Source organism: Maridesulfovibrio spiralis (SeqCode), assembly GCF_048571135.1.
In the GTDB taxonomy this organism is placed as follows: Bacteria; Desulfobacterota; Desulfovibrionia; order Desulfovibrionales; family Desulfovibrionaceae; genus Maridesulfovibrio; species Maridesulfovibrio spiralis.
In genome coordinates this window covers 287,872-313,230 of record NZ_CP182344.1, presented here as the reverse complement: position 1 = coordinate 313,230, position 25,359 = coordinate 287,872, and the positions used below count along the sequence as shown (strand labels likewise).

At 47.7% G+C, this 25,359-nt stretch carries 23 protein-coding genes; 2 read left to right on the top strand and 21 right to left on the bottom strand.

Annotated elements, in window-relative coordinates:
* Nucleotides 1–99: 99 nt before the first annotated feature.
* The 4 genes from ahbD to ACNI29_RS01315 all read right to left on the bottom strand — a co-directional run bounded on the left by ahbD (nucleotide 100) and on the right by ACNI29_RS01315 (nucleotide 5,234).
* Entirely contained in the window at nucleotides 100–1,281 is a 1,182-nt protein-coding gene (ahbD, locus tag ACNI29_RS01330; RefSeq protein ID WP_419780402.1) for a heme b synthase, read from the bottom strand.
* Between the two features lies 1 nt (nucleotide 1,282).
* A complete protein-coding gene (gene hemB / locus ACNI29_RS01325; RefSeq protein WP_419780401.1) occupies nucleotides 1,283–2,266 on the bottom strand; it encodes a porphobilinogen synthase in 984 nt (327 codons plus the stop codon).
* A 254-nt stretch (nucleotides 2,267–2,520) separates the two neighbouring features.
* Nucleotides 2,521–3,705: a 12,18-didecarboxysiroheme deacetylase gene (gene ahbC, locus ACNI29_RS01320; RefSeq protein WP_419780400.1), complete on the bottom strand. Its 1,185-nt coding sequence runs from the start codon at nucleotides 3,703–3,705 to the stop codon at nucleotides 2,521–2,523.
* A 374-nt stretch (nucleotides 3,706–4,079) separates the two neighbouring features.
* Nucleotides 4,080–5,234: an OmpA family protein gene (locus tag ACNI29_RS01315; protein WP_419780399.1), complete on the bottom strand. Its 1,155-nt coding sequence runs from the start codon at nucleotides 5,232–5,234 to the stop codon at nucleotides 4,080–4,082.
* Between the two features lie 215 nt (nucleotides 5,235–5,449).
* Between ACNI29_RS01315 and ACNI29_RS01310 the strand changes: the two genes are divergently transcribed.
* Nucleotides 5,450–6,328 carry a substrate-binding periplasmic protein gene (locus ACNI29_RS01310; RefSeq protein WP_419780398.1) on the top strand — a complete coding sequence of 293 codons (879 nt, stop codon included), beginning with the start codon at nucleotides 5,450–5,452 and terminating at the stop codon, nucleotides 6,326–6,328.
* Nucleotides 6,329–6,364: 36 nt separating this feature from the next.
* Here ACNI29_RS01310 and ACNI29_RS01305 read toward each other — a convergent pair whose 3' ends face one another.
* From ACNI29_RS01305 to ACNI29_RS01255, 11 genes are all read right to left on the bottom strand, one after another.
* Nucleotides 6,365–6,700 (bottom strand): hypothetical protein, encoded by a 336-nt coding sequence (locus ACNI29_RS01305; protein ID WP_419780397.1) that lies wholly within the window; start codon nucleotides 6,698–6,700, stop codon nucleotides 6,365–6,367.
* 15 nt (nucleotides 6,701–6,715) lie between these two features.
* Nucleotides 6,716–7,786 carry a zinc-ribbon domain-containing protein gene (locus ACNI29_RS01300; protein ID WP_419780396.1) on the bottom strand — a complete coding sequence of 357 codons (1,071 nt, stop codon included), beginning with the start codon at nucleotides 7,784–7,786 and terminating at the stop codon, nucleotides 6,716–6,718.
* Between the two features lie 87 nt (nucleotides 7,787–7,873).
* Nucleotides 7,874–9,061 carry a glycosyltransferase gene (locus ACNI29_RS01295; protein WP_419780395.1) on the bottom strand — a complete coding sequence of 396 codons (1,188 nt, stop codon included), beginning with the start codon at nucleotides 9,059–9,061 and terminating at the stop codon, nucleotides 7,874–7,876.
* 4 nt (nucleotides 9,062–9,065) lie between these two features.
* Nucleotides 9,066–10,151: a glycosyltransferase family 4 protein gene (locus tag ACNI29_RS01290; RefSeq protein WP_419780394.1), complete on the bottom strand. Its 1,086-nt coding sequence runs from the start codon at nucleotides 10,149–10,151 to the stop codon at nucleotides 9,066–9,068.
* A 106-nt stretch (nucleotides 10,152–10,257) separates the two neighbouring features.
* The gene (gene fliS, locus ACNI29_RS01285; RefSeq protein ID WP_419780393.1) at nucleotides 10,258–10,806 is read right to left on the bottom strand and encodes a flagellar export chaperone FliS; all 549 of its coding nucleotides are present in this window, start codon (nucleotides 10,804–10,806) and stop codon (nucleotides 10,258–10,260) included.
* Between the two features lie 80 nt (nucleotides 10,807–10,886).
* The gene (fliD, locus tag ACNI29_RS01280) at nucleotides 10,887–12,623 is read right to left on the bottom strand and encodes a flagellar filament capping protein FliD (RefSeq protein ID WP_419780392.1); all 1,737 of its coding nucleotides are present in this window, start codon (nucleotides 12,621–12,623) and stop codon (nucleotides 10,887–10,889) included.
* Nucleotides 12,624–12,833: 210 nt separating this feature from the next.
* On the bottom strand, nucleotides 12,834–13,715 hold the full coding sequence (locus tag ACNI29_RS01275; RefSeq protein WP_419780391.1) for a flagellin N-terminal helical domain-containing protein: 882 nt from the start codon (nucleotides 13,713–13,715) through the stop codon (nucleotides 12,834–12,836).
* A gap of 214 nt (nucleotides 13,716–13,929) precedes the next feature.
* A complete protein-coding gene (gene tsaB, locus ACNI29_RS01270; protein WP_419780390.1) occupies nucleotides 13,930–14,736 on the bottom strand; it encodes a tRNA (adenosine(37)-N6)-threonylcarbamoyltransferase complex dimerization subunit type 1 TsaB in 807 nt (268 codons plus the stop codon).
* On the bottom strand, nucleotides 14,733–15,803 hold the full coding sequence (rseP, locus tag ACNI29_RS01265) for an RIP metalloprotease RseP (protein WP_419780389.1): 1,071 nt from the start codon (nucleotides 15,801–15,803) through the stop codon (nucleotides 14,733–14,735). Before rseP ends, tsaB begins: the two co-directional genes overlap by 4 nt.
* A 9-nt stretch (nucleotides 15,804–15,812) precedes the next feature.
* Nucleotides 15,813–17,015 (bottom strand): 1-deoxy-D-xylulose-5-phosphate reductoisomerase, encoded by a 1,203-nt coding sequence (locus ACNI29_RS01260; RefSeq protein WP_419780388.1) that lies wholly within the window; start codon nucleotides 17,013–17,015, stop codon nucleotides 15,813–15,815.
* A 39-nt stretch (nucleotides 17,016–17,054) separates the two neighbouring features.
* Nucleotides 17,055–17,858 (bottom strand): phosphatidate cytidylyltransferase, encoded by an 804-nt coding sequence (locus tag ACNI29_RS01255; RefSeq protein WP_419780387.1) that lies wholly within the window; start codon nucleotides 17,856–17,858, stop codon nucleotides 17,055–17,057.
* A gap of 455 nt (nucleotides 17,859–18,313) precedes the next feature.
* Between ACNI29_RS01255 and ACNI29_RS01250 the strand changes: the two genes are divergently transcribed.
* The gene (locus tag ACNI29_RS01250) at nucleotides 18,314–20,044 is read left to right on the top strand and encodes an HD domain-containing phosphohydrolase (RefSeq protein ID WP_419780386.1); all 1,731 of its coding nucleotides are present in this window, start codon (nucleotides 18,314–18,316) and stop codon (nucleotides 20,042–20,044) included.
* Between the two features lie 60 nt (nucleotides 20,045–20,104).
* On the opposite strand, the gene ACNI29_RS01245 is transcribed toward ACNI29_RS01250, so the two are convergent.
* The 6 genes from ACNI29_RS01245 to frr all read right to left on the bottom strand — a co-directional run bounded on the left by ACNI29_RS01245 (nucleotide 20,105) and on the right by frr (nucleotide 25,358).
* Nucleotides 20,105–20,740, bottom strand: coding sequence for a hypothetical protein (locus tag ACNI29_RS01245; RefSeq protein ID WP_419780385.1), 636 nt, complete (start codon nucleotides 20,738–20,740; stop codon nucleotides 20,105–20,107).
* A 31-nt stretch (nucleotides 20,741–20,771) separates the two neighbouring features.
* Entirely contained in the window at nucleotides 20,772–21,887 is a 1,116-nt protein-coding gene (locus ACNI29_RS01240; protein ID WP_419780384.1) for a hypothetical protein, read from the bottom strand.
* A 4-nt stretch (nucleotides 21,888–21,891) separates the two neighbouring features.
* Nucleotides 21,892–22,110: a hypothetical protein gene (locus tag ACNI29_RS01235; RefSeq protein WP_419780383.1), complete on the bottom strand. Its 219-nt coding sequence runs from the start codon at nucleotides 22,108–22,110 to the stop codon at nucleotides 21,892–21,894.
* A 23-nt stretch (nucleotides 22,111–22,133) separates the two neighbouring features.
* Nucleotides 22,134–23,876, bottom strand: a complete 1,743-nt coding sequence (locus ACNI29_RS01230) for an SH3 domain-containing protein (protein WP_419780382.1) — start codon at nucleotides 23,874–23,876, stop codon at nucleotides 22,134–22,136.
* Nucleotides 23,877–24,100: 224 nt separating this feature from the next.
* Nucleotides 24,101–24,796, bottom strand: a complete 696-nt coding sequence (gene uppS / locus ACNI29_RS01225; RefSeq protein ID WP_419780381.1) for an undecaprenyl pyrophosphate synthase — start codon at nucleotides 24,794–24,796, stop codon at nucleotides 24,101–24,103.
* A 4-nt stretch (nucleotides 24,797–24,800) separates the two neighbouring features.
* Nucleotides 24,801–25,358 carry a ribosome recycling factor gene (gene frr, locus ACNI29_RS01220; RefSeq protein WP_419780380.1) on the bottom strand — a complete coding sequence of 186 codons (558 nt, stop codon included), beginning with the start codon at nucleotides 25,356–25,358 and terminating at the stop codon, nucleotides 24,801–24,803.
* Nucleotide 25,359: the final 1 nt, after the last annotated feature.

The following is a 25,359-nucleotide window of genomic DNA, read 5'->3' as shown; positions in this document are numbered from 1 at the left end:
GCGCTTCGCGCTTTTGACGATTTGATTTCGCCTCCGGCGGCCAAAGGGGATAATCCCCTTTGGAGTTCCTATTAGTTAAATAGGGCGGTTCTTATATTTTTAAGCTTTGGGCTTTTTCTTCGGCTCGTAAGAGCAGAGCGGTTCCGGTCCAAGGTAGTTGTTTTCCATGGTTTCGGCACGCGCACGGCAACCGCCGCAGACTTTTTCGTATTCGCAATGACCGCATTTTCCGTCATAGGTGTCGGGATTGCGCAGGTTAAGGAACTGCGGTGACTTGGCCCAGATTTCCGGGAAAGGGATCTCGCGCACGTTACCGCAATCCAGATCAAGGTAACCGCAGGGCTGAACCTGACCGCGATGGGAAATGAAACAGAATCCAACACCGCCGAGACAGCCACGGCTCACTGCATCAAGACCGAAGTTTTCAAAGTTAACCGGGATACCTTCTTCCTTTGCGCGCTGGCGCAGGATGCGGTGGTAGTGCGGAGCACAGGTCGCCTTGAGCTGCATGTCGGTGGTTTTCTGGAAATCGTAGAACCAGTTGAGGACCTCTTCGTATTCTTCTGCACTGATAATTTCTGCGCCGAGCTCTGCTGCACGTCCGGTGGGAACCAGCAGGAAAATGTGCCATGCGGATGCACCAAGATCTTTAGCTAGCTTGAAAATATCCTTGAACATGTGCAGGTTGTTGCGGGTCACAGTGGTGTTGATCTGGAATTCGATTCCGGCATCTTTAAGATACTGGATACCTTGCATAGCCTTGTCGAATGCACCCTGTTCGCCACGGAATTCGTCATGGTATTTTGCTTCGGCTGCATCAATGGAGATGGAGCAACGCTGGATACCGACTTCTTTCAGCTGTACGGAATTTTCTGCTGTGAGCAGGGTTCCGTTGGGAGCCATTACGCAGCGCAGCCCTTTGTCGTTGGCGTAGGAAACCAGTTCGAAAACATCGTGGCGCAGCAGCGGTTCACCACCGGTGAAGATGATGATCGGGTCCCCGGTTTCGGGAAAGGTATCGATAAGTGCTTTTGCTTCCTCGGTGGAAAGTTCGCCCGGATAAGGTTCCGGGTGTGCTTCAGCCCTGCAATGCTTGCAGGCAAGGTTGCAGGAGCGGGTTATTTCCCATGCGATGAGACGCAGCGGCGGGGAACCGTCAGCGTTCTTCTGGGGAATGGGATGTACTCCCGGATGACCACCGGGATGTCCGCCGCCGGGATGGCCCGGTTTGCCGCCCGGATGTCCTCCGGGATGTCCGCCTGTCATTTTTTTATCGCTCATATTATTTCTCTTTCAGTCTTTTAAGTACGTCTTCGGTAAAGTAGGTCAGGATCAGGTCCGCTCCGGCACGTTTCAGGCCGATCAGGGATTCCCAGACCACGGATTCTTCATCCACCCAGCCGTTCAAGGCCGCAGCTTTGATCATGGAGTATTCGCCGCTGACCTGATAGGCCGCTACGGGCAGGTCGAAGTTGTCGCGGGTCTGGCGGATGATGTCCATGTACGGTCCGGCAGGTTTTACCATGAGGATGTCCGCGCCTTCGATAACGTCCGCTGCTGCTTCACGCAGGCCTTCGCGGGCGTTGGCAGGGTCCATCTGGTAGGTCTTGCGGTCACCGAACTGGGGTGCGCCTTCTGCTGCTTCGCGGAAAGGACCGTAGTAGCCGGATGCATATTTTACGGAATAGGACATGAGCGGCAGGTCGGCGAAGCCGTTTTCATCAAGAATTTCACGAATGGCGGCAACACGTCCGTCCATCATGTCTGAGGGAGCAACCATGTCTGCACCGGCATTGGCGTGAGAAAGGGCAGTTTTAGCCAGCAGGTCGAGGGTTGCATCGTTGAGGATGATTTCATCTTTAGCCAGGCCGCAGTGACCGTGAGATGTGAATTCACATAAACACACGTCAGTGCAGACCAGTACTTCAGGGAAACGCTTCTTCAGCAGACGCACAGCCTGCTGCACGATTCCTTCATCAGCGTATGCCTGAGTTCCCGCAGGGTCCTTCTCGGCGGGAATGCCGAAGAGGATCAGGCTCTTCAGGCCGTTTGCAACAGCTTTTTCCACGGTTATTTCCAGCTGTTTCAGGCTGAGCTGATACTGGCCGGGCATGGAAGAAACTTCTTTCTTGTAGTTCTCGTCGTCTGTTTCGTAGACGAAGTAGGGCATCATCAGATCATTGGCGGAAAGGGTGGTTTCCCTAACCAGATCACGAATAACCGGGGTGCGCCTGAGTCTGCGTCCCCTATGAAAATCAAATACCATATTTGCCTCCGGCGGCGCTACCGCGGGTCCCTCCGGGGGCTTAAACCCTTTGAAAAGGGTTTAAGAATCCCAAACTTTTTTAGTAGGGCTTCGCCGCGTTATCGATAAAATGTTTGTTGATGCTCGCAGATTTCCCTAGCGCGAAGTGCATCAAAACAAATAAATCCCGGCAGACCTGATGGCCCGCCGGGATTTAATAATATCTATCGTCGACAGGACGACTGTCTTGAAGCTTTTTTCAAAAACAGACGGGCCTAGTCCTTCTTGATTTCCTCATCGGTGAGGTAACAAGCCGGGTCCTGAGCCCAGATGTCGTCGTAGTATGCTTCAGCGCGGGCACGGAAGTTACCGCCACAGATGTTCAGGTAGCGACATTCTGCGCAGCGTCCGCCAACGTGCTGTTTCTTATCTTTCAGTTTGTGCAGCAGCTCGATCTTCTCGTCCATCCAGATTTCGGAGAAGGGACGTTCCAGAACGTTACCGAAGGTGTGGTTGCGCCAGAACTGGTCAGCATGAACCTGACCGTCCCAGGAGATACAACCGATACCGCGACCGGAGTTGTTGCCTTCGTTGAACTGGAGCAGTTCAAGAACTTCCTTGGCACGTTCGGGATCTTCTTTGAGAAGGCGCTGGTAAACGTAAACACCATCGGCATGGTTATCAACGGTGAGGATTTCTTTGGGCATGCCTGCATCGTAGAGAGCTTTGGTCTCGTCCATGATCAGGTCGAGCAGCTGGCGGGTTTCCGCGTGGCTCAGATCTTCTTTGATCAGTTCGGAACCACGGCCGGAGTATACCAGATGGTAAAAACATGCTCTGGGTACTTCAAGATCACGGAGAACCTGAAAGATGGAAGGAACTTCAGTCCAGTTGCGTTTGTTGATGGTGAAACGCAGACCTACTTTTAGACCTTCGGCTTTACAGTTTTCAACACCCTGAAGTGCTTTTTTGTAAGAACCGGGAACGCCGCGGAATTTGTCGTGGGTTTCTTCGGTACCGTCAAGGGAAATACCTACGTAGGAAAGGCCGACGTCTTTGAGTTCGCGGGCCTTTTCTTTGGTGATCAGGGTTCCGTTGGTGGAGATAACAGCACGCATGCCTTTGCCGGTGGCGTAGCTTGCCAGTTCGACGAGGTCTTTACGTACCAGAGGTTCTCCGCCGGAGAAAAGCATTACGGGAGCGCCGAATGCTGCGAGATCGTCAATGATCTCTTTAGCTTTTGCTGTGCTGATTTCATCCTGCCCATCAGGATCAACAGCCTGTGCGTAACAGTGGACACACTTGAGGTTGCAGCGTCTGGTCATGTTCCAGACAACAACAGGCTTTTTATCTTTAGAGAACTGCAAAAGATGGGAAGGCAGTTTTCCGGATTCACGGCCGTAGCGCAGGGCATCGGAAGATTCTACCGCGCCACAGTAAAGTTTAGAAATACCAATCATTTATAAAAATCCTCCCTAGCAGCGATTAACGCGCCAGGCTATCAGTTTTAACGATATTTTCCCTGATCATGCTAAAGATAATAATTACTGTTCCTTTGTCGTCAACAGGGAAAATAATCGGTTATGCGTAACGAGAGAGCGAGTTTTGGAGTAACATAAATGAAGGCGGGGGAAAAGGGCAAATTAGGAGGTTTTGATGTGTGATGTAAGTTGTTGAAAAACCATAAAAAATAAATGAAATGGTTTATCAATTAGACATGATATAAATATAATTACCTCCTCATTCGGTCGGTATTTGGATGAGGAGGTAATTATATTTAGTTCGGTATAGTTAAAGCGGCAATGAACCAATTGATGATGTTCAAGAATAAAAATTAAGGGGCAATAGAAACCTGCACCCTTCTGTTAAGCAGTTTGTTGTACTTGGTGGTATTGGGCACCAGCGGGTTTGCTTCACCGAATCCGGTTGTCCCTATGCGTTGCGGCGCAATGGGGAAATTGGATGTCAGGTATTTTTTTACTGCTTCCGCACGTGCTTTGCTTAGTTTGAGGTTATATTCCGGCGAGGCATCGGAGTCGGTATGCCCACCGATAATTACTCGTTTATCTTTGAGATTGTCCCCGATAAGGGCTTTACCCAGTTCGTTCAGCAAAGGGTAGGATTCAGGTTTGATTTCCGAAGAGTCTACGTCAAATTGTACAGCAAGGTTGATGGATCTTGGCTTGGATTTAGCCTTGGAACTCATTGGCTGGGCGATTTGCTGATCTGCGGCTTGCGTGGTTGCAGGGGAATTCTCTTGCTGGCTCATGTTCTGCTGCGTTTCCTGATGCAGGGATTGTCCGGTTTGCGGCGGAGCCTGCATCTGGATCATGTTTGGCATCAGTGCGGCACTCATACCCTGGTTGGTGGTCTCGTAGCGAGCCCATGAGGTTAGGGGGACGGCCATGTCTGTGGCGATGGCTTGGATGATGTTGTAGAAGGCTGAGTCCGGCATGCGGTGTTCACGCTTAACAAAGATGAAATCATCGTCCATTTTCTTTTCAATACGACCGCTTTGTTCAAAAGAGCAGACCATTTGTCCGCGTTTGGTTTCATAAATTTTAACCTGAACAGTCAGGGCGGAATCGTCCATGGTGTGACCGAGGTAAAGGTAAGGCACGAATCCTACCACCAGCAGGTCGTAGCCTTTGGAGCGGGCTACAAAAAGAGCTTCATCCAAACCGCGATATGTCAGGTTCTCGTCATAAACCATGGAAGGGAAAATCTGCAGACTGGTCCAGTTTTGCCAGATACCTTTGGCAACTCTTTTTCCCCAGTCGCTGCCTTTGTGCATGGTCTGGGTTACATGAAAAGGATAGAATAGAGCTGAAAGTGGACCGTAATGAGGTTTATCCGGTCTGGAATATACCATGAGTTGCGATAGCTGAACCTCAGCATCCTGATAGTAGACAGATTGGGTGGCAATTTGGGGTTCAAAATGTGTGCAGGCCGAAAGTGCTAACAAAATTATAAGAAATATTTTTTTCATATCAGCAACCGATGGGTTAGGTTTGTATTTATTTGTCCATAATTTGACTATAACAGTGTTCTCTGTGGAGTTAAGCAATAAGCATGCCGCATTAAAGGTTTTTGTGTGATGTCGGGTTCAGTTGGATTTAGCATGCATTGGTTTAATGTTTTTTTTGTTTTTTTCCTTTAATATACACAGGAAATTTATATTTGCCATTCATTACAGGAGGGGCCATGCATAGATTGCTGCAGGCTTCATTCATATTCATCTTGCTAGGGATAATACATATCTTGCCGGGATCTATTGTCTTCGCTGAAACAAAAGTTGTTTATCCCGGACCCGAATATTGGGCTGATGAAAGACATAGGGACATCATTGAGATTCTGCGTACTGCGTTGGCTAAGACTGAAAGGGATTATGGACCATACAGTCTTATCGAAGCTTCAGCTGTTATGAATACCGGCAGGGCGGATAACAGTCTTATACAGCAAAAGTATATTAACATAGCTTGGGGATCCACATCGATTGAGAAGGAGAGAAAGCTGCTGCCGATCAGGATTCCGCTGCGTAAAGGTATCCTTGGCTACCGATTGATGCTGACGACTCTATCCGGGCAGAAAAAGACGGCCGAAATTCAGGATATTGAAGGTCTTAAGAAAGTTGTTTTGGCGCAAGGACTCGGCTGGGGTGATGTAGAAGTCTTAAGCAGGGCTGGGTTGAATGTTGTGACCGCAAACTACGAAAATATTTTTAAAATGCTCAATAAGCACAGAGTGGATCTGTTTCCCCGAGGGGTTAATGAAGTTTTTGATGAACTTGAACTTAACTGGGAGGATTATCCGAATATCATTATCGGACAGAATCTGCTGCTGAAATATGCCTGGCCGTATTATTTTTTCTTCAACAAAAGGGACACGGAGTTGGCTGCGAGGATAGAGACCGGACTATGGAGAATGATTGAAGATGGTAGTTTTGATGCTATTTTTGAAAAATACAACCGGGCGGACATAGAACAGGGCGATCTCAGGAGCAGGAAAATGATTGAGCTGGATAATCCAATATTACCCGAGGAAACGCCGCTTGAAGATGAACGGTTATGGTTCAATCCATAAAAAAAGCGGTCCTCATTTTGAAGGACCGCTTTTTTTTTATTGAATAAGTTTTGTTGGGGATGGTGTTGCCTGCATGGAATCCAGAATCTGTTCACGTGATTGGATCAGGCTTTGGCGAAGTTCCATTTTACGTTGCACTGAAAGTTTCTTGAATTCGGGCTGGTGGGTCAGTTCTGTCAGTTGCTCCATTTCGCCTTTGATTCTTTCAACTCGTTGTAACAGCTCACTTTCAGGTGAACAGACCTGCGAGCAGGCATCGGCAAGATCTGTGATCTCACGAGCCATACTCCGGAAACTTCTAGGGTTGATTTCTTTGGCAATGCGGATACGTTCCTTGGCATTGTCCATTTTCCCTTTAAACCATCCAAACATAAATATCCCCGGCAGCTAGATTGTGGGCTGGTTGAACTGCATGTAAAAGCCCAGAATGACCAATAGTAACACAAGAGGCATTACCATTGAAAGAACAACCCGCATGTATGTCGTATTGTGGATGTTTTTATAAGCTATGATGGATATGGCCACACTTATCAACGCACCGATCATATCACCGACAATCGGGATTACGCAGAGAATTATGGGGGCGTAGGAGTATGTTGCGGCCCTGAATGTTGCTTGATAGCCGCGTTCCGCCGCTCCGAAAATCATGAGCATGATGTGGGTCATACCGATAACCGGAAAGCTGATCCCCGCCAGCATCAAAGGATAGAACAGCAGGGAAAGCAGTGCCGGTCCTGTTCCGTCCTGTAAGGATTCGGCGATGACAGAATCATCGATAATTCTGCCGACATCACTGGTCATGGATGTGTCTACCCCGGTCATAGCCCAGATGAAATTACAGATCTCCTGAAATTCAGCCATAAGGATGAAGAAAAACAGGGGCATCAAAAAACCTTTAAGCGGCATGTTGCTGAAAAATGCAGCAGGTGAGAGAATTATCTGTTTGATAGTCAGGAACAAGGCAGGAAAAAAACCGTGTTTTTCCATGCTTTCAAAAGGAATTTCGCCTTCTGGACTATGCGCAAATGCCATGTTCTCATCATCTTCATGAACATTTTCCGGGTTCATGGAATCAAGACGCTGCCAGATGTCGGATTTTTCATCCTGTTCAGGCTCTGCGTGTATGGTTTCTTCCTGCGCATAAGGTTGCTGCTTTGATCGTGCATCATCCTGTTCGGGCTGTTCAGCGTACTGGGCGTGTTGCTCGTAACCATGGTCGACATGGGATTGTTCTTCCTGAGCATGCTGGTTTACATAGGCCGCAGCATCGCCGTACTCTTCATCCGGATCAGGGGAACTGTGTTGTTCGGGCTGAACCCCTGAAACTGATTCTTCATCCAGATCTCTGAATTTGAATTTAGCCTGACATTTAGGACAGGTTGCAAGCTGGGCAGTGGCCGGGATTTTATCTACCGGTATTTCACTGCTGAAATCGCACTCGGGACAAGTAACTTTCATATTATATCCTTGAAGCTGTTTGTCTGAATATTTTGGTCAGACCTAATAAATTTTATACTGTTAGGCAATGCCAATTGTGCATGATCATCATGTCAGATTGATGTCAGGAAGCAGCAGCGCCCCGATTTCTCTGTCTTTTTCGGGACTGATAAATTCATTTAAAATATGGGGAAAATCTTTTCCCAGACGATGGTTGAGGCCTCCACCTGCAGCCTGATCAAAATTTTTGAGCTTGCTCTCAATTTTTTCTCTGCTTTTCAAAATGTGGGTCAAGTGCTCGATAGGACAGTCCGTTAAAATTCCGGATTTACCTTTGTGTCCTATTAGCTGTTCGTGGATTTTATTGATGAATTTTAGTCCTGCTGTATTTTTAAAAAGCCGTAGCTGTAGGTCCGGCCATAAACCATATCCAATGCGGCAATTTTTACTGTCGGGGTAAAATGTCATGCGCGGCAGATACCAGCAGTCACAGTAGTCTGATGCCGCTGCAAGTCTGATTCTTTCCCAGCTGTCACTATCAAGTCTTTCATCTGCATCCAGATAAATTACCCAGTCACCGGAGCAATGCCGAAGCATGCGGTTGCGCTGGGCAGAGAAGTCAGCATTTAACTGTTGGCAGATGTGGGTGATCTTTTCATTTTGAAACTCTTCCTTTTTATGTATGCTGGGTATTTCCGTTGCATCCCAGACCAGCACAATTTCATCAATCCATTCAGGAAAGTTGCTGATAAAATCTTTAAGATCCGGTTCATCCGGGCTGAGTATTGCGGCAGCGGAAATTTTGCCGGAGCCGTATTTTGCCGGAAGCGGAATTTTTTTAGTCCCGGAGAAAAGTTTTTGCAGATTCTGATGCATCTTTTTGCTGTCTCCGGCTAAAGCGGGATTGAGGATCAGATGAGAATCTATTGCGTTGTATCCATTCTGGATGAGCAAGAGTAACTGTGCCCACATTGAAGAATCGGTCAGAATAACGCAGTTTTCCTTGATGATGCTGTCCAAACCGTCAGATTTGAGCTGTCTGATCTGTTGGGGAAAAAGATCGCAGATTAAAAGAAGCTGCCGGGCTTCTTTCTGTTTAGCAAGCTCTTGGGCTAGCCGACCGTCACCGGCACCGAAAAGGATGATCGTTTCCGCATTGCGTCTAGCAGCAAAGCGAATATGTTTTGCTGCGGTTTCAGTATCACTTGTGGAAGGCGGGGCTGTTTCTTCCTCTGGCAGTCCATCAAGAAGGTAGCTCAGAATTTGGTTTGAGTAGAGGGTGAAAGTATGCTGCATGTGTTTAGAGTTTGGTCTTCATTTTGAGCAGTTCCACATAAATAGAGCCTAATTTTTCGGCGATATCCTGCGCCCGGAAAAGTTTTGCTGCTTTGGCCCGCCCTCTTTCCCCCATCTCCCGTGCTTTGTGGGGATGTGTAAGCAGGAAAATTACCGCCTGTGCGAATTCATAGGCATCGTTAGCGATAATTCCGGTCTCGCCATGATCGACCAGCTCCAGCTGCGCATTGTCACGCAGGTCTTTGCTTGGGTGGGTTATGACCGGCAAGCCCGCTGCCATTGCTTCTGCAATGACCAGTCCGAAGGATTCACCTGTGTCGTTGGCGTGGACCAGAAATCCTATGGAATTGAGAAAGTCTGCAATTTCAGCATCTGTAAGTACCGGAGGCAGAAAATTTACATATTTTTGCAAACCATTATCGGCAACGAATTGCTCTGCTTCAGGAATGCCGCCGATTATGTTGTAAAGGAAAGGATGGAGCTTGCCCCTTTCGACTTGCTTCTCGATAAGTGGCAGGAAATTTAAAGCAAGGTCAGACCATTTACCCTTGTCCGCACGGGAAATTCTTCCGAATGAATTCTGGGGTATTTCCCGGTCGGCAGGGCAGTGGGCGGCAAAAAAGTCCGTATCAACCGGGTTGTAGAGAACAGAGTACTTGGGTTTAATCGCAGGAATGGAATTTACTATTTCAAAACGCTCAGCGCAGAATTGTGAGACAAACAAATGACGGTCAATAAGCCCTGCTTCGGGGCTGGGGTCATGGTGACCAAATACATTTGTTTCTACCAAGACAGGTATCTCAGCCAGCTTAAAGGGCCTCAGTGATCCAGGCTCTGTCCAGCCTGCTCGGTGGATGTGGACAACGTCTGGTCGGAATTTTAGAAGAACGGAAAATAAATCCGTGCCGATGAATGTCGCCACCCCATGTTCGCGGAGAATTTTACCCCTTGGCCCGTCGCTGGAAGAGTATACTGCGGTATTGAATTGGGTCTCATCCAGATTGACGGCAAAAGACTGCATTACTTTTTCCGTGCCGCCCAGTCCGAGTGAAGGTGCAACCTGAAGTACTCTTATTCTGTTATTATCCATGATTGAAATAGATGACAGATAGGGCGGGCTAAGTAAATAAGAAAAGCCCCTGCCTAAGCAGGGGCTTGATATTTAACAAATAGCCGGAGCAAATTATTCTGGGAATTTACATCCCGCCTCCATATGCATTCGCAGCCTTCTTAAGGCGCAGGGCATTTGGTGAAGGTATGTTTTGAGCCGTGGGTGTCTGCATCCCGTATCCGGCGTCGTTAACAAAGCTGCGGTTTACGTTTGTGGAACCGCTATTTGCGCTGGCAGTCGTCTGCAGGGGAACTGCGGCCTGTGCTTCTTCGGTGGGAATAATTTCCCGGTAGGCGGAAGCAATACCGTCGATAATCTTGATAACTTCATCAATCTTCTGGGTATCCATCTTCAGGTTCGCCTGCAGCAGTCTTGTGTTGCAGAAAATGTAGAGTCTGCTGAGGTTTTCAGCAAGTTCTCCACCTTTTTCCTTATTAAGGCTGGCGGTAAGCTCGGAGATAACTTCGATGGCCTTGGAGATCAGGATTCCCTTTGCAGCGTAATCCTTTTCGTCGATCTTTACTTTGGCCTGCTTCATGAACTTGATTGCAGCATCATAAAGCATGAGGAGAAGTTCTCCCTTTGAAGTGGTATGGACCTGAGTTGAAAGATAAGCTTGAGCGGCTTTGTGCATATTTGCTCCTCCTGACTAACTGATCGGCAGCCTTTTCAGAAACATTAGAGTTTTTTTCAGAAAAATTTAACCGATTCGAGTTAGCCCTTCATCATTGAGGTTATGCTGGCTGTCAACGATGCGGATTGTCCCTGATAGTTACCGAGAAGTTCATCAAGTCTTGCGTACTTCTGGGTCAGCATTCTCTTCTTCATGGCAATACGGTCTTCTTCATATTCGATCTTTTTATCGATGTTGTTCATGATCGTATTGTAGTTGTCCTGAAGAATTTCAAGAGGACCGTTATCACTGGTGATGTCACCTAGAATTTCAACCGTTTCTCCGATTTTCCCGAGCTTCAGGTTGATGTTCATGGCATCTGCAGCATCGCTGTCAGAATTTCCGTACGTTCCGTCAGCCCTGTTTTCAACTCGGATAGCCATACCTGAAGCATCGGTTCCGGAGGGACCGGTGATCTGCCATGTGTCGGAATCAACGGAAGCTGTAACACCATTTATACTTGCGGAGATCAGCTTGCCGCCGGCAACTTCATACTGGACATTGTACTGGCCCGGCTTTGTCACGCCGCTAATGTGGGACAGGTAGGTCAGGTTCGGGGACTCTGATTCACCTAGATAGTTCGCAGAGAAAAGCTTTGCGACCGCCATAGGATCGTCATTCAAAGCCTTGGTCAGCTCTTCTGTATCAAGTTCCAGCAAGCCCATGTTGGCCCCGCCGGAATCAGCGTTGGTCTTGATGCCCAACTGTGAAAGAGCTGAATAGCGGTCACCGCTGGTATTACCGGTGGCAGCGTCCTCAACAAACCATGAAAAACCGATCCCCCTACTGGCAACAACTTCCTTCAATCTCTGGCCGACTAACAGTTCAACACCGTAGTTACCGGTCAGGATTGAGCCCTTGGCCGAGTCTGAAGAAGTTGTAACAGACGTCAAGTCCTTGATCATTTGCCGGACCTTGTTCGTCTGGTCGACATATTTCTGGACGTTCTCGACCATCCCTTCCTTATCAGTGGTGATACCGATATTGATGGGCGAGCCTGCGGGGGTCGTTTTCTTTAAATTCAAAGTGACGCCCGGAATAACATCATCAATAGTGTTCGTGTCTCGCTCGATCCACTGAGCTGCCAGAAACGGGTAACCATCGACTTTTATTTGGGAATTTTGTGCATTCTGGGAACGGAAGAAATCTGTTTCATCAAAAACAGCACCGGAAATGTTTGACAGGATAATCTGGTTGTCTGCACCCAGATCAAGGCCGTAAATCTGTAAGTGAACCTTATCACCATCATTAATAGTAGCGGCTCTGATCTTATCCCGTGTGTCAGCATGGTTGTTAATCATGTTGACGAATCCCTGCATGGTGGTTCCTGAGGGGATATTGCTGAGGGTAACCGATTGTCCGGCGTAAGAAAAAGAGAATGTTCCGGTGGACGTGAAGTACGGGTCAGATTCTTTGTCGAGACCATTAAAGCCTACGACAATATCATTTTTCGCCAACTGATTGATTTCAACAGTATGGCTGGTTATGTCTGCTTCACTTGTGGCAGTGGCTGTAGCTGTATCTGCATCGGTTGTTGAGACTGCCTTAGTCATGAATTCATCAAGTGTATCCATGGACTTAAGTGTAGTCTGAAGACTGAGCAGTTCAGTGTTCAGTTCCTGAAATTTCTCAACCTTATCGCTCCACGTGCTTTTCCAGCTCTCGAGTCTATTAATGTGGACTCGTTCAAGCTTGATCAGCCCGTCGATAAGCGACTGGAAGTCGGTTCCGGAGCCGAGTCCGGTAAAGTTGATATTTCCTGAGGTGTAATCAGACATAATTCTCTCCGGGAATTTTTTTCCCTGGTTCTATTCTCACCTCTGATGATGCAATCTGGATGCCAAATGTTAATGGCTGGTTAAGGTTATATTAATGAGGGTTTGTTTCTGCTCGTTCTTTAGAGAAAAAGCCGGGCCGTTTGGACCGGACCCGGCTTTATCCACTAATCTGACTTAATCAGAATGCTTTATGCTGCGTGTTCGATTTTATTAACCGATGAGCTGCATTGCCATTCTGGGCATGCTGTTAGCCTGCGAGAGCATAGCTACTGCGGACTGGGTCAGAATCTGGTTACGGGTGAACTCAGTCATTTCGGTAGCGACATCAACGTCGGAGATACGGGATTCCGCAGCCTGAACGTTTTCTGCCTGGATGGACAGGTTGGTAATGGTGTTTTCCAGCCTGTTCTGCATGGCACCGAGGTTAGCGCGGATCTTATCCTTTGAGATAATAGCATCATTCAGCTTATCCAAAGACTTCTGCGCCAGTTCCTGGGTAGAAATGGAGTTGTCCGCTGCAATACCGACACCGAGTGCGGAAGCAGTAGAGGTGTTAATGGAAACATAGTAGTAGTCTTCCGAGCAGTCGTTACCGGACCCGAAGTGAACCTTGATCGGACCAGAAGACTTGAGCGCGGTACCGCTGTGATCGGAGTTAGCACCGGAAATGTTACCATTAAGCAGGTGAATACCGTTAAAGTCAGTTGCACTAGCAATACGAGTGATTTCTGAAGCCATGGCCTGATATTCGGAGTCGATGATCAGACGCTGGTCAGAGTTGTAGGTACCGGTTGATGCCTGAGTTGCAAGTTCCTTCATACGAATGAGCTTTTCATCAATAACACCGAGAGCGCCGTCAGCGGTCTGGATCATTGAAATTGCATCGTTGGCGTTACGGATACCCTGGTTGAGTGACTTAATGTCCGCACGCATCAGTTCGCGAATTGCGAGACCTGCAGCATCGTCGGCCGCGGTTCCAACACGAAGACCTGAAGACAGGCGACGGGTTGATACACCGAGGTTACCATACGAATCTGCCAAGTTGCGGTTGGCATTCATAGCCATCAAGTTGTGGTTAATTACTAAAGACATGTTTTCCTCCTTGAAAAGTGATCTTTGGCTTCCTTGCCAAAAACATTGCCTTGGAACGAAAGGTTCACAAAGCTATACTGGTCCTTCGTGCTTACCTGATCGTCTGAAACTTAGATAACTTTAGGGTCATTACAATGTTTTGTTTTTTTAATAAAAAAAGGGACCTCCGTTTATGGAGATCCCTTTGTGGAATATTTATTTTTATTAAAAAGGACTAACGAGGGGTAATATCTTTCAGCCGTTCCCGTGCTGTTTCAAGGGTGATGCCCCGTTTGCGGGTGATGGCTTCGAGGTTTTCCTCGGCATCAGAGCCGCGCAGATACATAGGTATAGGCATTTCGTCCAGATAATCAGCTTGTCCGGCTGCATCCAGTACATCGTGCACTTCTGGTACATTGAATCTTTGAGGCATGGCTGAATACTGGCTGTGGCCAGCTATAAATTCATCAAAGAAAGCTTTATTCTTTACTAGTCCTGTACCGGCAAGCACAGCCTTTTCCTGTTTGTATGAAAGGATCACTTCTACAGCTTCCTGAACTTTGAGGGGAAGTGGCGGGGTAATGGATGTCAGTTCTCCGTTTTCTCCCACGGCTTCAAATCCCTGTAAGTAAACCTGCATCCGGCGTGAATGGGTGACAGCCCAGACAGGAAGTCCGCTCACAAGGGCGGCACCTTTTGCGATAATCGGCAGATATTCCATTGCAGCTACCGGGCAGCCGTTTCCGGCTGAAATTCCGGCGGCTCCGGCAAAAGTCAGCCGTAGTCCGGTAAAACTCCCCGGTCCCGCAAAAAGGGCGATACGTGAAATATCCGCTGCTTTGTATCCGAAAAGTTTCAGTGAATCGTGTATGGACGGAACCATGAAGTTCACTGAACGGCCCGGTACAACGAGCGTCTTGGCTTCCAGCAGGGAATATGGTTCATCTACGTCATCTCGTTTGGCGAGTATGATCTGCAAAGTTTCTTCCGTCCCGTTGATGACGAGCAGAAGTTCTACATTTTCTTCTAAGGGTATGCTCATTTGCTGCTTATTGTTCTTACTATGTCGTTGAAAATTGCAAAAGCCATCAGGCAGAGCAGCAGAAGAAGTCCCATACGGGTTGCTGCGGCCTGAAGTCTTTCGTTGAGCGGCTTGCGCAGAACTGTTTCAAGACTGAAAAAGAGTAAGTGTCCACCATCAAGCACAGGAATGGGCAAAAGGTTAAGCAGGCCGAGGTTGATGCTGATAAAGGCGGTGAAGTGGAGCAGTTCCAGCAGACCGCGTTCGGATTGCTGTTTGATGGCCTGCGCGATCATGATCGGGCCGCCGATGGAATCCATTGGCACGACACGTTCGACCATTTTGACAATGCTGGTGCAAATCAGTTTGGTTACGTCCCAGGTCTGTTCTGCGGCGGCAACAGCTCCGTCAATCCCGCTCATTTCGATTGTCTTGGAATCGCCGGACGCGACAATGCCGACAACAGGTCTGCGGATTGTTTCGCCGAAAATATTTTTAAGTTCCTGAACCTGCGGTTTGATTGAGATTTCTTTGGTCTGTCCGTCTCTTTCCACCACAAAGTCAAGGGTGTCGGACTGGCTGGTCTGGATAGTTTCCGCAAGATCGGCCCAGAAGATTATTTTCTGGCCTTCGATGGAGAGTACATTGTCTCCTGCTTCCAGACCTGCGTGCATAGCGGGGCTGTTCGGCTGTAACTGTCCGACAATCGGAGCAAGGCCCATCTGGCCGTTGCTGATGATAATACCCCAGAAAATGATCCACGCGAGCAGGAAGTTGAACAGGGGACCGGCGGCAACAACAATCATGCGATGCCACGGCGGACGGTTCATGAATAGTTCTTCTTTGCTGAATCCGCCGTCTTCTGTCATGTCCCGCTCTTCGCCGGCCAGACTTACATATCCGCCGAGGGGAACAAGGGATAGGCGGTAGTTGGTGGCCCCCCAGCTAAATCCGGCAAGTTTAGGCCCGAAACCGAGTGAAAATGTTTTCACACCGATACCGAGCATGCGTGCCGCAAGAAAATGTCCCAGCTCGTGGAAGAAAATCAGCCCGCCGAGGACCAAGATAAAATCAACTATCCAAGTCATAATAGTCCCTTAGACGATGGAGTCCATGACGTCCCGTCTGGTTTTGATGTCCAGTTCAAGAACAGCTTCCGCTTCACTTACGTCACATCCTGCGTGAGCATCAAGTGCTTTGCCGATGATGGCTGGAATGTCCAGAAATTTGATTTTTTCCTTCAGAAAAAGGTCAACAGCCACTTCGTTGGCTGCGTTGAGTACAATGGGATGGCTCTGTCCGGCCGCAAAGGAATCAGCAGCATGTTTCAGGCAGGGAAAGACCTCAAGGTTCGGCTTTTCGAAGGTCAGTGTACCGACTTCTGCAAGGTTGAGCTGTTTCAGTTCCAGCGGAACACGTTTCGGGAAGCACATGCAGAATGCAATTGGGATCTGCATATCAGGAACACCGAGATGTGCAAGCTGGGAGCCGTCCACGTATTCAACCAGTGAGTGGATGATGGACTGCGGATGGACTACTACATCCACCTGTTCCGGAGGCAGGCCGTAGAGGTGACAGGCTTCAATAAATTCCAGACCTTTGTTCATGAGGGTTGCGGAATCAATGCTGATTTTGGCTCCCATGTCCCAGTTGGGATGGGCCAGAGCCTGCTCACGGGTTACGGTTTCTAGAAAATCATTTGTTTTGCCTCGGAACGGTCCCCCGGAGGCGGTCAGGATCAGTCTGCTGACTTCGTCTCCTCCGTGTCCGGCGAGACCCTGAAAAAGAGCATTGTGTTCAGAATCAACAGGAAGAATGGTTGCTCCGGTGCGATGGCAGGCATCACGGATAATATGTCCGCCAAGAACAAGTGATTCCTTGTTGGCAAGGGCGATCATTTTTCCCTTTTCGGCAGCGGCGAGGGTCGGTTCAAAACCAGCGGCCCCGACTATGGAAGAGAGTACAAGGGATACTTCGTCCAGTTCGGAAAGAGTGATGTAAGCGGCTGGTCCGGTCAGGATTTCCGGTTTATAGTCAGCGGGGAGCAGACTTTTTAGTTCTGCCGCTGCATCCTCATTCAGCACAGCAAGGTATTGTGGACGGTGTTTTCTAGCCTGTTCTGCCAGAAGTTTGGCATTTCTGGCTCCGGCAAGAGCGGTAACCTTGAAAAGGTCCGGGTGCTGCTCAATAACTTTGAGAGTACTGGTACCGATGGAACCGGTGCTGCCCAGAATTGAAACCGATCTGGGGAATTCGGGGAGTTTTGCATCTGCCGGCCAGGGTGAAATATATGTTTGCAAGTCTGGTTATCCGTCTTGTTTGTGGGTTTAAGACCCGGTTTAAAAGAATGCGTGAATTTCTCTAGCCAGAACGTAAATGGGCAGGGCAAGCACTAGGCTGTCAATGCGGTCCAGCACCCCGCCGTGGCCGGGAAGGATTTTGCCTGAATCTTTGATCTGGAGTTTACGTTTCAGTGCAGATTCGAAGAAATCACCCATCTGGGACCCGATGTTGAGTAGTGCTGCCAATGCCATCCAGTAGAGGACCGGGGCATGTCCGAAAAAGTGTCCGTACACAGTGCAGCAGAGGATGCAGCCAGTAAATCCGCCGATAGAACCGGCCCATGATTTTTTTGGGCTGATCTGGGGCCATATTTTCTTTTTACCGAAAAATGTTCCGGCATAAAAAGCTGCGGTGTCTGAGGAAGATGCCGCCAGAAGTACAAAAAGAATTTCCCAGCTGTTCATGGAGGTCATGAACTGCATGGTTACCGGTATGTAGACCAGACCGGCAAAGAGGACCAGGCTGTCAAGATAGGTAGCGTTGTCCGGTTTCGCGCTGAATGAAAACAGGAAGCGGAAGTTAAACAGCCAGAAAGCTCCCAGCATGATAAGCAGCATCCATACCGGGGAAACCATAGCGGAAGTGAGTATGATACCCGCTCCGGCAGCCATACCTACTAAGCGTGAGGCAAGGTGGGATTTGTCCTGCCAGAACATGGAATAAAATTCATGCAGGGCTATAGTGCAGAATATAGCAAGTCCGCCGGTTAATACGTGACCGCCCATAATCAGGGCTGTGGCAAGTGCTGCAACAAGAAGCAGTGAGGTGATGATTCGTTTTTGAAGGCTGCTTAAGGGCATGAAGTCCTCGGTTAAAATTTCCACAAAAAATGCTATTAAAATGAATATATACGTACTGTATATGGACGCTGTTTCAGACTGAGGTGAGAAATCATGTTCCTTAAACAGTAAAATATCAGTACCGATAGTGGGTGACTTTTACATTTTCACGCAAAAAACTCCATTTTTATAATTCATTAATGGGTATCGGGCAAGCTGTTGACAGTTATTTTTCCATATTAATTCTGTCATCAGCTATTGCTTTAGGGCCGTAGTAACAATCTTTTCCTGCTAATGTCATGATAATGTTTTATGCTCGTCGTCTTTATGTTATGTCTTTAGCCATGCAATTATGTTTATCGGTGAATTTACAAGACTTGATAATAATAAGTTTGCCAAGTTTGTCTTATACTTGTATTGATGATTTATGATCTATTTGTGGTGTTAATTGTGTCATTTGATTTGTGGAGGGGATGGTGTCTCAGAGCGGTGTAACAGATTCTGGAGTACGTGAGCTTAAAAAAATTATTGATGATGCCTATAGGCGTTCTCAAGGTACTGAGTATCAGGATGTTGTAGGGCAGCTGTGTCGGGATGTGGAAGATGTTCTAAAGTATGATCGTGATTCCAAGGATGACCTTGTTGAAAGTCTCACTGAGATCGGACTGGCTCTTTCCGGGGAAACCCGTCTTGAACGGCTGCTTGAGATGATCGTAGATGAGGCTAGAGTGCTGACCCGTGCTGATGCGGGCACTTTATATATTGTCGATCAGGAAAAACGGAAGCTTGAGTTTTCCATCCTTCAGAATGATACCATGGAAGTTCGAATGGGCGGGACCAGCGGTAATGAAATAACCCTGCCACCTGTACCCCTGTATAACTCCGGTAAAAGTCCGAACAAATCCAACGTCTCTTCATATTGCGCCTTGACAGGCGAGACAATTAATATCGCTGATGTTTATGAAGCCGAAGGTTTTGATTTCACTGGGCCGCGCAAGTATGACGCTGCGACAGGATACCGTTCGAAATCAATGCTCGTACTGGCTCTCAAGAACCATGAGCAGGACATCATCGGGGTTTTGCAGCTTCTTAATGCCCTTGATGATGACGGTAAAATAATCGAATTTTCTCCGGATGTTGTGGATATCGTAGGTTCGCTTGCTTCACAGGCTGCCATTGCTTTGACAAATGCTCAGCTTATTCAGGGACTGAAAGATCTGTTGTATTCAGTTATCCAGAGTATCGCCGCTGCAATTGATGCGAAATCTCCTTACACAAACGGCCATATTGAGCGTGTGGTGACTATCACCATGATGATTGCCGAGAAGGTAAATTCCCTTCAGGAGGGCAAGTATGCCGATGTGCATTTCACTGTTGATGAGCTTGAAGAATTGAAGCTCGCGGCATGGATGCATGATGTGGGCAAGATTTCCATTCCTGAACATGTGGTGGATAAATCCACAAAACTGGAAACCATCTTTGACCGTGCAGATCTGGTTGATGCCCGGTTCAGGCTCATTGCTGAAATCATTAAAAACAAGCAGCTCGAAGAGACTGTGGCAGCACTTTCAAATGGTGCCGACCAGTCGAAGCTGGTTGAGATTGAAATGCGTTATGCCGTAGAGCTGGAGCAGCTTGAAGATGACCGTTTGTACGTAACTTCCTGCAACATCCCCAAGGAATTCATGTCGGATGAGCGTATTGCGAGGGTGGAGGAGATTGCTTCCCGGACTTACGAAAGTAACGGGGAAACTTTTAATTGGCTTACTGAAGATGAGGTGAGGAATCTTTGCATACGCAAAGGGACACTTACCGATAATGAGCGGAAAGTTATTGAAAGCCATGCCGCAATCACCCATGAGATGCTCTCGCGTTTGCCGTTTCCCAAGCGTCTTGCTCGTGTTCCCGAATATGCGGCTGGACACCATGAAAAGCTCGACGGTTCAGGGTATCCCAATGGTCTTGGAGGTGAGGAGCTTCCATTACAGGCCCGGATTATGGCTGTTGCGGATATCTTTGAGGCACTGACAGCTAAAGACAGACCCTACAAAAAGCCTATGAAGCTTTCACAGGCTATTAAAATTCTTGGATTCATGATCAAGGACAGGCATATTGATGAAGATGTTTGTAACCTGTTCATAAATTCAGGTCTTTATATGGACTATGCCAAGGCAGAGCTTGATCCGTCCCAAATTGAGGATGAATAGTAAATTTTCTTTAATCAGAGTATTAAAAAGGGGGAGTAACTCGGTTACTCCCCCTTTTGTTTATTTTTTGTTATTTTCTTTCCAGTGGGTAAGTACTGTATCAATTGTGCGCAATCTGGCAATTTTGCGTGCGATGTCTATTACAGCCAGCTTGATCAGACGGTCCTTTTTAGGGTGCATGTATTCCCCGGTAAGGTTCAGGGCGTATGAGGTCGGCGGTTCAGCCTGCACACCGAGAAAATCCCCGTTGATATCAACCAGCGCAGAGTATTGCTCGTAATCTTCATCAAATTCGATGTCGACTTCGGATGCACCGATAACCACATAGTCAATGTAATTATCTCGGGCAATGCTGATGATTTCGTCTTCTGTTACTGTCTGCTGTGATGTGGCATATGATCTTTTGCAGGAGTCGAGCAGGAATCCGGTAATCATCCGGTCTCGGTGGGTTTCAAATCCGGCCTCGTTGAATTCCTGCTGCAAGGCTTTATTCAGGTTGCGGATCAGGTTTTCACATTCCTGCGGGGAAAGATTTTCACCGACGATGCGTGGAACCAGCGAAAATACAATGGTCGGTTTTCCTGATTTTTTATAAATTTTGTATCCGTCCTTGCTTCCGCAAAGCCCTGTGGCGGCAAAAGAGAGTATCAACAGGGAACTGAGCAGTGCGCTAAGAATGAATCTTGGTATTTTCATTTCGCCTCCGTGAGGACTATGATGTCCCGGCTTACCTTTTACATTGATCCAGATCACTCAAAGAGTTGATCAGGCTGTTATACAAGTTTACGTCGGAAACTTTGGTGTGTCGCTTGGCAATAGTCGCGCTTACGCCTTTGATGCATTTTATGACCTGACCGCCGCCTTGCAGGATGGCTGCAGTGGTGTAGTTGCGCTCGATGAATGCGCCTAGGTCGTTATCTTTGGTTCCGGTTTTAATGACCAGTTTATAGACAACCTGTGGCTTGGGCAGGCGCATGGTCGTCTGGTAGACGTTGTCGCGTTCAGAAAATCCTGAGTTTTCCGCTCCCTGCTGAAACGAAACTCCGAACATGGACACCGCAGCATGCAGTCCGCGCCTGAAAGCGGGACCACGTGATTTAGCTGGCAGTACAAGGCTTTCCTCGGATAAAGCCTGCGAAGCCAGCATCTGGGCCAGCGATTTGTACTTGGCGTGATTCTCGATGCGCTTTTGCGTTCCTTTGGAAAGTTCGACCTGTTTAATTTCGCAAGTCTTGGTGGAAAATAGATATTCGAGATCGGCAAGACATTTTCCTAGCTCGTTCTGCGCATCCGGTTTGAGCCGTTTCTTGTCGGTGAAAAAGGCCACGATGGAAGCCCTGATTTGTCCTGCCAACGGTTCAAGGCTGAAGCTCGGAGTCTTGTCCAGATATGGGACCGAGATCAGCATTGGCGCGGAATAGACTAATGATTCAGATCTAGCCTGAAATAACAGGAAATTCAGCCCGACATAGACACGTCCCTTGTATAGCTTTTGCTCCGCTGAACCGTATTCATCCACAAATGAGATAACGTTATCTACAAAAAGCAGGGGCACAAGAATTGAATCCGGATCAAATTTGGTGTTGAATCCGGCTCGTTTGATGTTCACGCCCTCGTTTTTGGCGGCAGCGCGTTTAAGAAATCCAAGTACGGCTTTACGCAGCGATTTCTTGAATTGCTTGTCTTTGAGTATCTTTGCCAGTTCTGTCTTATGGCGGTCTTTTTCCTTGTTGCGCACCTTTCCGATGGCGGAAGGGATTATATAAAGCTCCTTCGCACCGGACCATGCAGGCGTGAGCAGCATTCCCAGCAGAATTGGAATTATACATAAAAGGCGGATCATGCCGTTACCACTTATGACCTTCGATACTGTCCTGAGATTCCTTGTCTTTGATTTCTTCTGTTTTATGCTTGGAGGTTTCCGTCTCATCCTTCAGGTCTCCGGCAGATTCGCCTACATCGTGCATGGAAGTCTTGGCGGACTGGGCATGTTCGAATTTCTTTGCGCAACCGGTAAACCCAAGCAGCAGCATAGAACAGATTATCAACATCAACATTTTTTTCATGGGTAAGCTCCTTAAGTTAAAATTTAGTCTAACATGTCTTCTGCCAGAGCAACAGATGCTGCTTTTTCTTCAACCTGTTTGAATCCGGACGCCGCCTGATCGACGAGCTTTCTCTTTAGTTTGTTGCTTAACTCCATTTTCTGCCGATAATATGATTCAAGCATGGTAGTGATTTGCGTGTTTTTTCGCCGTGCGGTCATGATGGTTCCGGCAATGTTTTTACCCTGTCTGGCGATCAATACTGAATTTTGTTCAATATAATTAAAATCCTGTTCAAAATCATTGAACAGACTTTGCATGGTTTCAAACTGCTCCATTGTCTCCACGAGCCTCGGAAGGGCTGCAATTGCAGCCACGGGATTGTTCTGGGCATTGCCTATCTGTTCGACCAGTTCAGCAATGGAAAGGCCGATGATTGTTAATTGTCTGGCGACCTCATCGCTCATTTGCTGTCCTTTTTCTGCGTATGACCCCAAAGCCCGGTCAATGCTCAGAATGATATTACCGGATTTATCCATGCTCATGTCGTATAGTGCGTTGGAAGCGTGCAGATTGGTGGAAAAAGAACCGATGATGGAATCAAGGTTCTGGAGTTGTTGCGAATTGAGATTGGAGAAGTCGTCAGCTTCAGTTTTGATACGAGTTTCAAGTGCTTTCAGAGCTTTGCCGTTCTCGGCAATTTTTACCGCCGCACCTTCAATTGAATCGGTAGGTTCGTATGAAAGGTCTTTGATAAAGGCTTTAATGGATATTTTCTTCATTCCGGTAGAAGTTACGCCGCGAGCCGTATCAACAGCTGCTTTGTAATTCTGGTTCATGGCAGAAACTGTTGCCCCAACCAAAGATTGCAGGGCGCGGGTTTCATTGAGCGCGCTAAGCATTTCTTCACGTATTTCGACTGTTTTTCTGGCTAACTCTTTACTGTTGTCCAGATTTTTCATGATATCGATAATGTTGTCGTTAGTACTTTTCTGGGGCTGCGACTGCATATTCTGCTGCCCACCGCTACCACCTGTGAGCAGGGCTTGTGCGAAAGCTCCGAATATTGCCATTGCAGCCTGATTGTCGGCACTGTTTCTTTTTTTGACCGTGGTTTTCTTTTTGGTGGTGGTATTGAGTCTGGGTTGAATTTTTTTCTTTTTAGGTCTGGCGGCAGCGACTTTTTGTTCTACAGGGGCGCAAGGCACCTGGTCTGTGAAGATTCTTGTTTCGGTTCTGGCAATAGGGCTGAGCGGGTCCGCTACGCATGCTTTGGTATAAGCGTATCCTTCGAAGCCTGCACCTCTGATATGGTAGAAGTCATTTTCTATACCGATGATATCAAAATTTGTCTGGGGCCGGAGAACCCTAACTGTAACAGACTTTGCGCTTGGTTCAGCGTAGACAACTGTTTTTTCTTTGTTGCGGCCCTGAGTTCCGAGGTAGTTGCCAAAATCAAGATTGATCAGTTTGTGGTAAACGAAACCAGGTTTGGCACTTCCGTCCAAGCGTTTGATCTTGTACCAGTTTCCGTTCTTGCCAATCAGCTCAACCTGCATATTTTGGGGGATGATGTCGACTATATCAGCTTTTGATGAAGAGACTTCCCGTACGTTGCTTTTCATGAGGGCGGTTCCGGTCACAACAGGTGTGATCACAATAGTTTCTTCTCGCTGAACTGTTTTGACCAAGGCGTTTTGCTGAGAAGTCTTTTTGGGAACGCATGCTGCCACAAGCAGACAGACTGTAAAGCAGACTATCAGGTTGCCAACCATTTTTAATGACATGAAATACCTCCCTATATTCATGTGTATGAGCCTGTTAATTCTCATTCTGCGGAATAGGATTATCTCAATAATTCTAGTGCCCGCTAATAGGTATATTTTTATAATAGAATAAAGCAGTTTACCTGATTTTGTCGATAAAAAAGTGAATTTCTTAAAAGAAAAGCTAAAGAGAGAGGTTTTGGAATTGAAAAATCCCGCTAAGCATAAGCCTTGCGGGATTTATTTTAAATTTGTTCGCCGGTCTTTCCGAATCTTCGCTGCCTTCCGGCAAAGTCTGCGAGAGCTTTATCCAGCTCTTCGGGAGTAAAGTCCGGCCAATAGACATCGGTGAAGTACAGTTCCGAGTACGCAGCCTGATAGAGCAGGTAATTTGAGAGGCGCTGCTCTCCGCTGGTGCGGATAATCAGGTCCGGGTCGGGCTGTCCTGCTGTGTATAAGTAATCGGACAGCGATTCCTCGGTAATTTTGTCTTCACTGATTCCTTCAGAAATCATTTTTCTGCAGGCCCGAACCAGTTCATCCCGGCCTGAATAATTCAGGGCGAGGTTAAGGGTCATGGACTTGCAGCTTTCTGTCTTTTTAATGGTGTGGGCCACAACCTGTCTTACGCCGAAGGGGAACTCAGAGAGTTCCCCCAATATTTTCAGGCGTATGCCCTGCTCACGCAGGCTGGACAGTTCTTTTTTCAGGAAGACTTGCAGAAGGTCAAAGAGCGTAGCTACTTCATCTTTCGGTCTGGCCCAGTTTTCCTTGGAAAAAGTATACAGGGTCAGATGCTCGACACCTAGTTCGCGGCATCGGGTAACTATGTTTTTCGCTGCTTCGGTCCCGGCCTTGTGGCCTTCACTGCGGTTAAGCCCCCTTGACTTTGCCCATCTCCCATTACCGTCCATTATGACGGCTATATGTCGGGGCATCATGGTATTAGATTTCCAGAATTTCCTTCTCTTTATCTACGCATGCTGCGTCACATTTCTTGACGTAGTCATCTGTCATCTTCTGGACATCGTCCTGAGCTTTACGCTGCTCGTCTTCGGAGATTTCCTTATCTTTTTCCATTTTTTTCATGGAATCGTTCATGTCACGGCGAACGTTACGCAGTGCAATCTTGGAATCTTCGGTGTATTTTTTAGCAATCTTTACCAGCTCCTTACGACGATCTTCAGTAAGGGGGGGAATGCTGATGCGCAGCAGTTTACCGTCGTTAACGGGGTTCAAGCCGAGGTCGGACTGGAGCAGTGCTTTCTCAATGAGGGGGAAAGCTCCTTTGTCCCAGGGCTGGATCGCGATGGTACGGGAGTCAGGTATGGAAACGGAAGCCACCTGGTTGATTGGGGTGGGGGTACCGTAGTAATCAACGGTAATATTATCCACCAGCGAGGTGGCTGCACGACCGGTGCGCAGCTTTGCGAAATCGTTTTCAAGTGCGGTCAGAGCGCCTTCCATTCTCTTTTTGCCGTCGGCAAGAACTTCATTGATCATT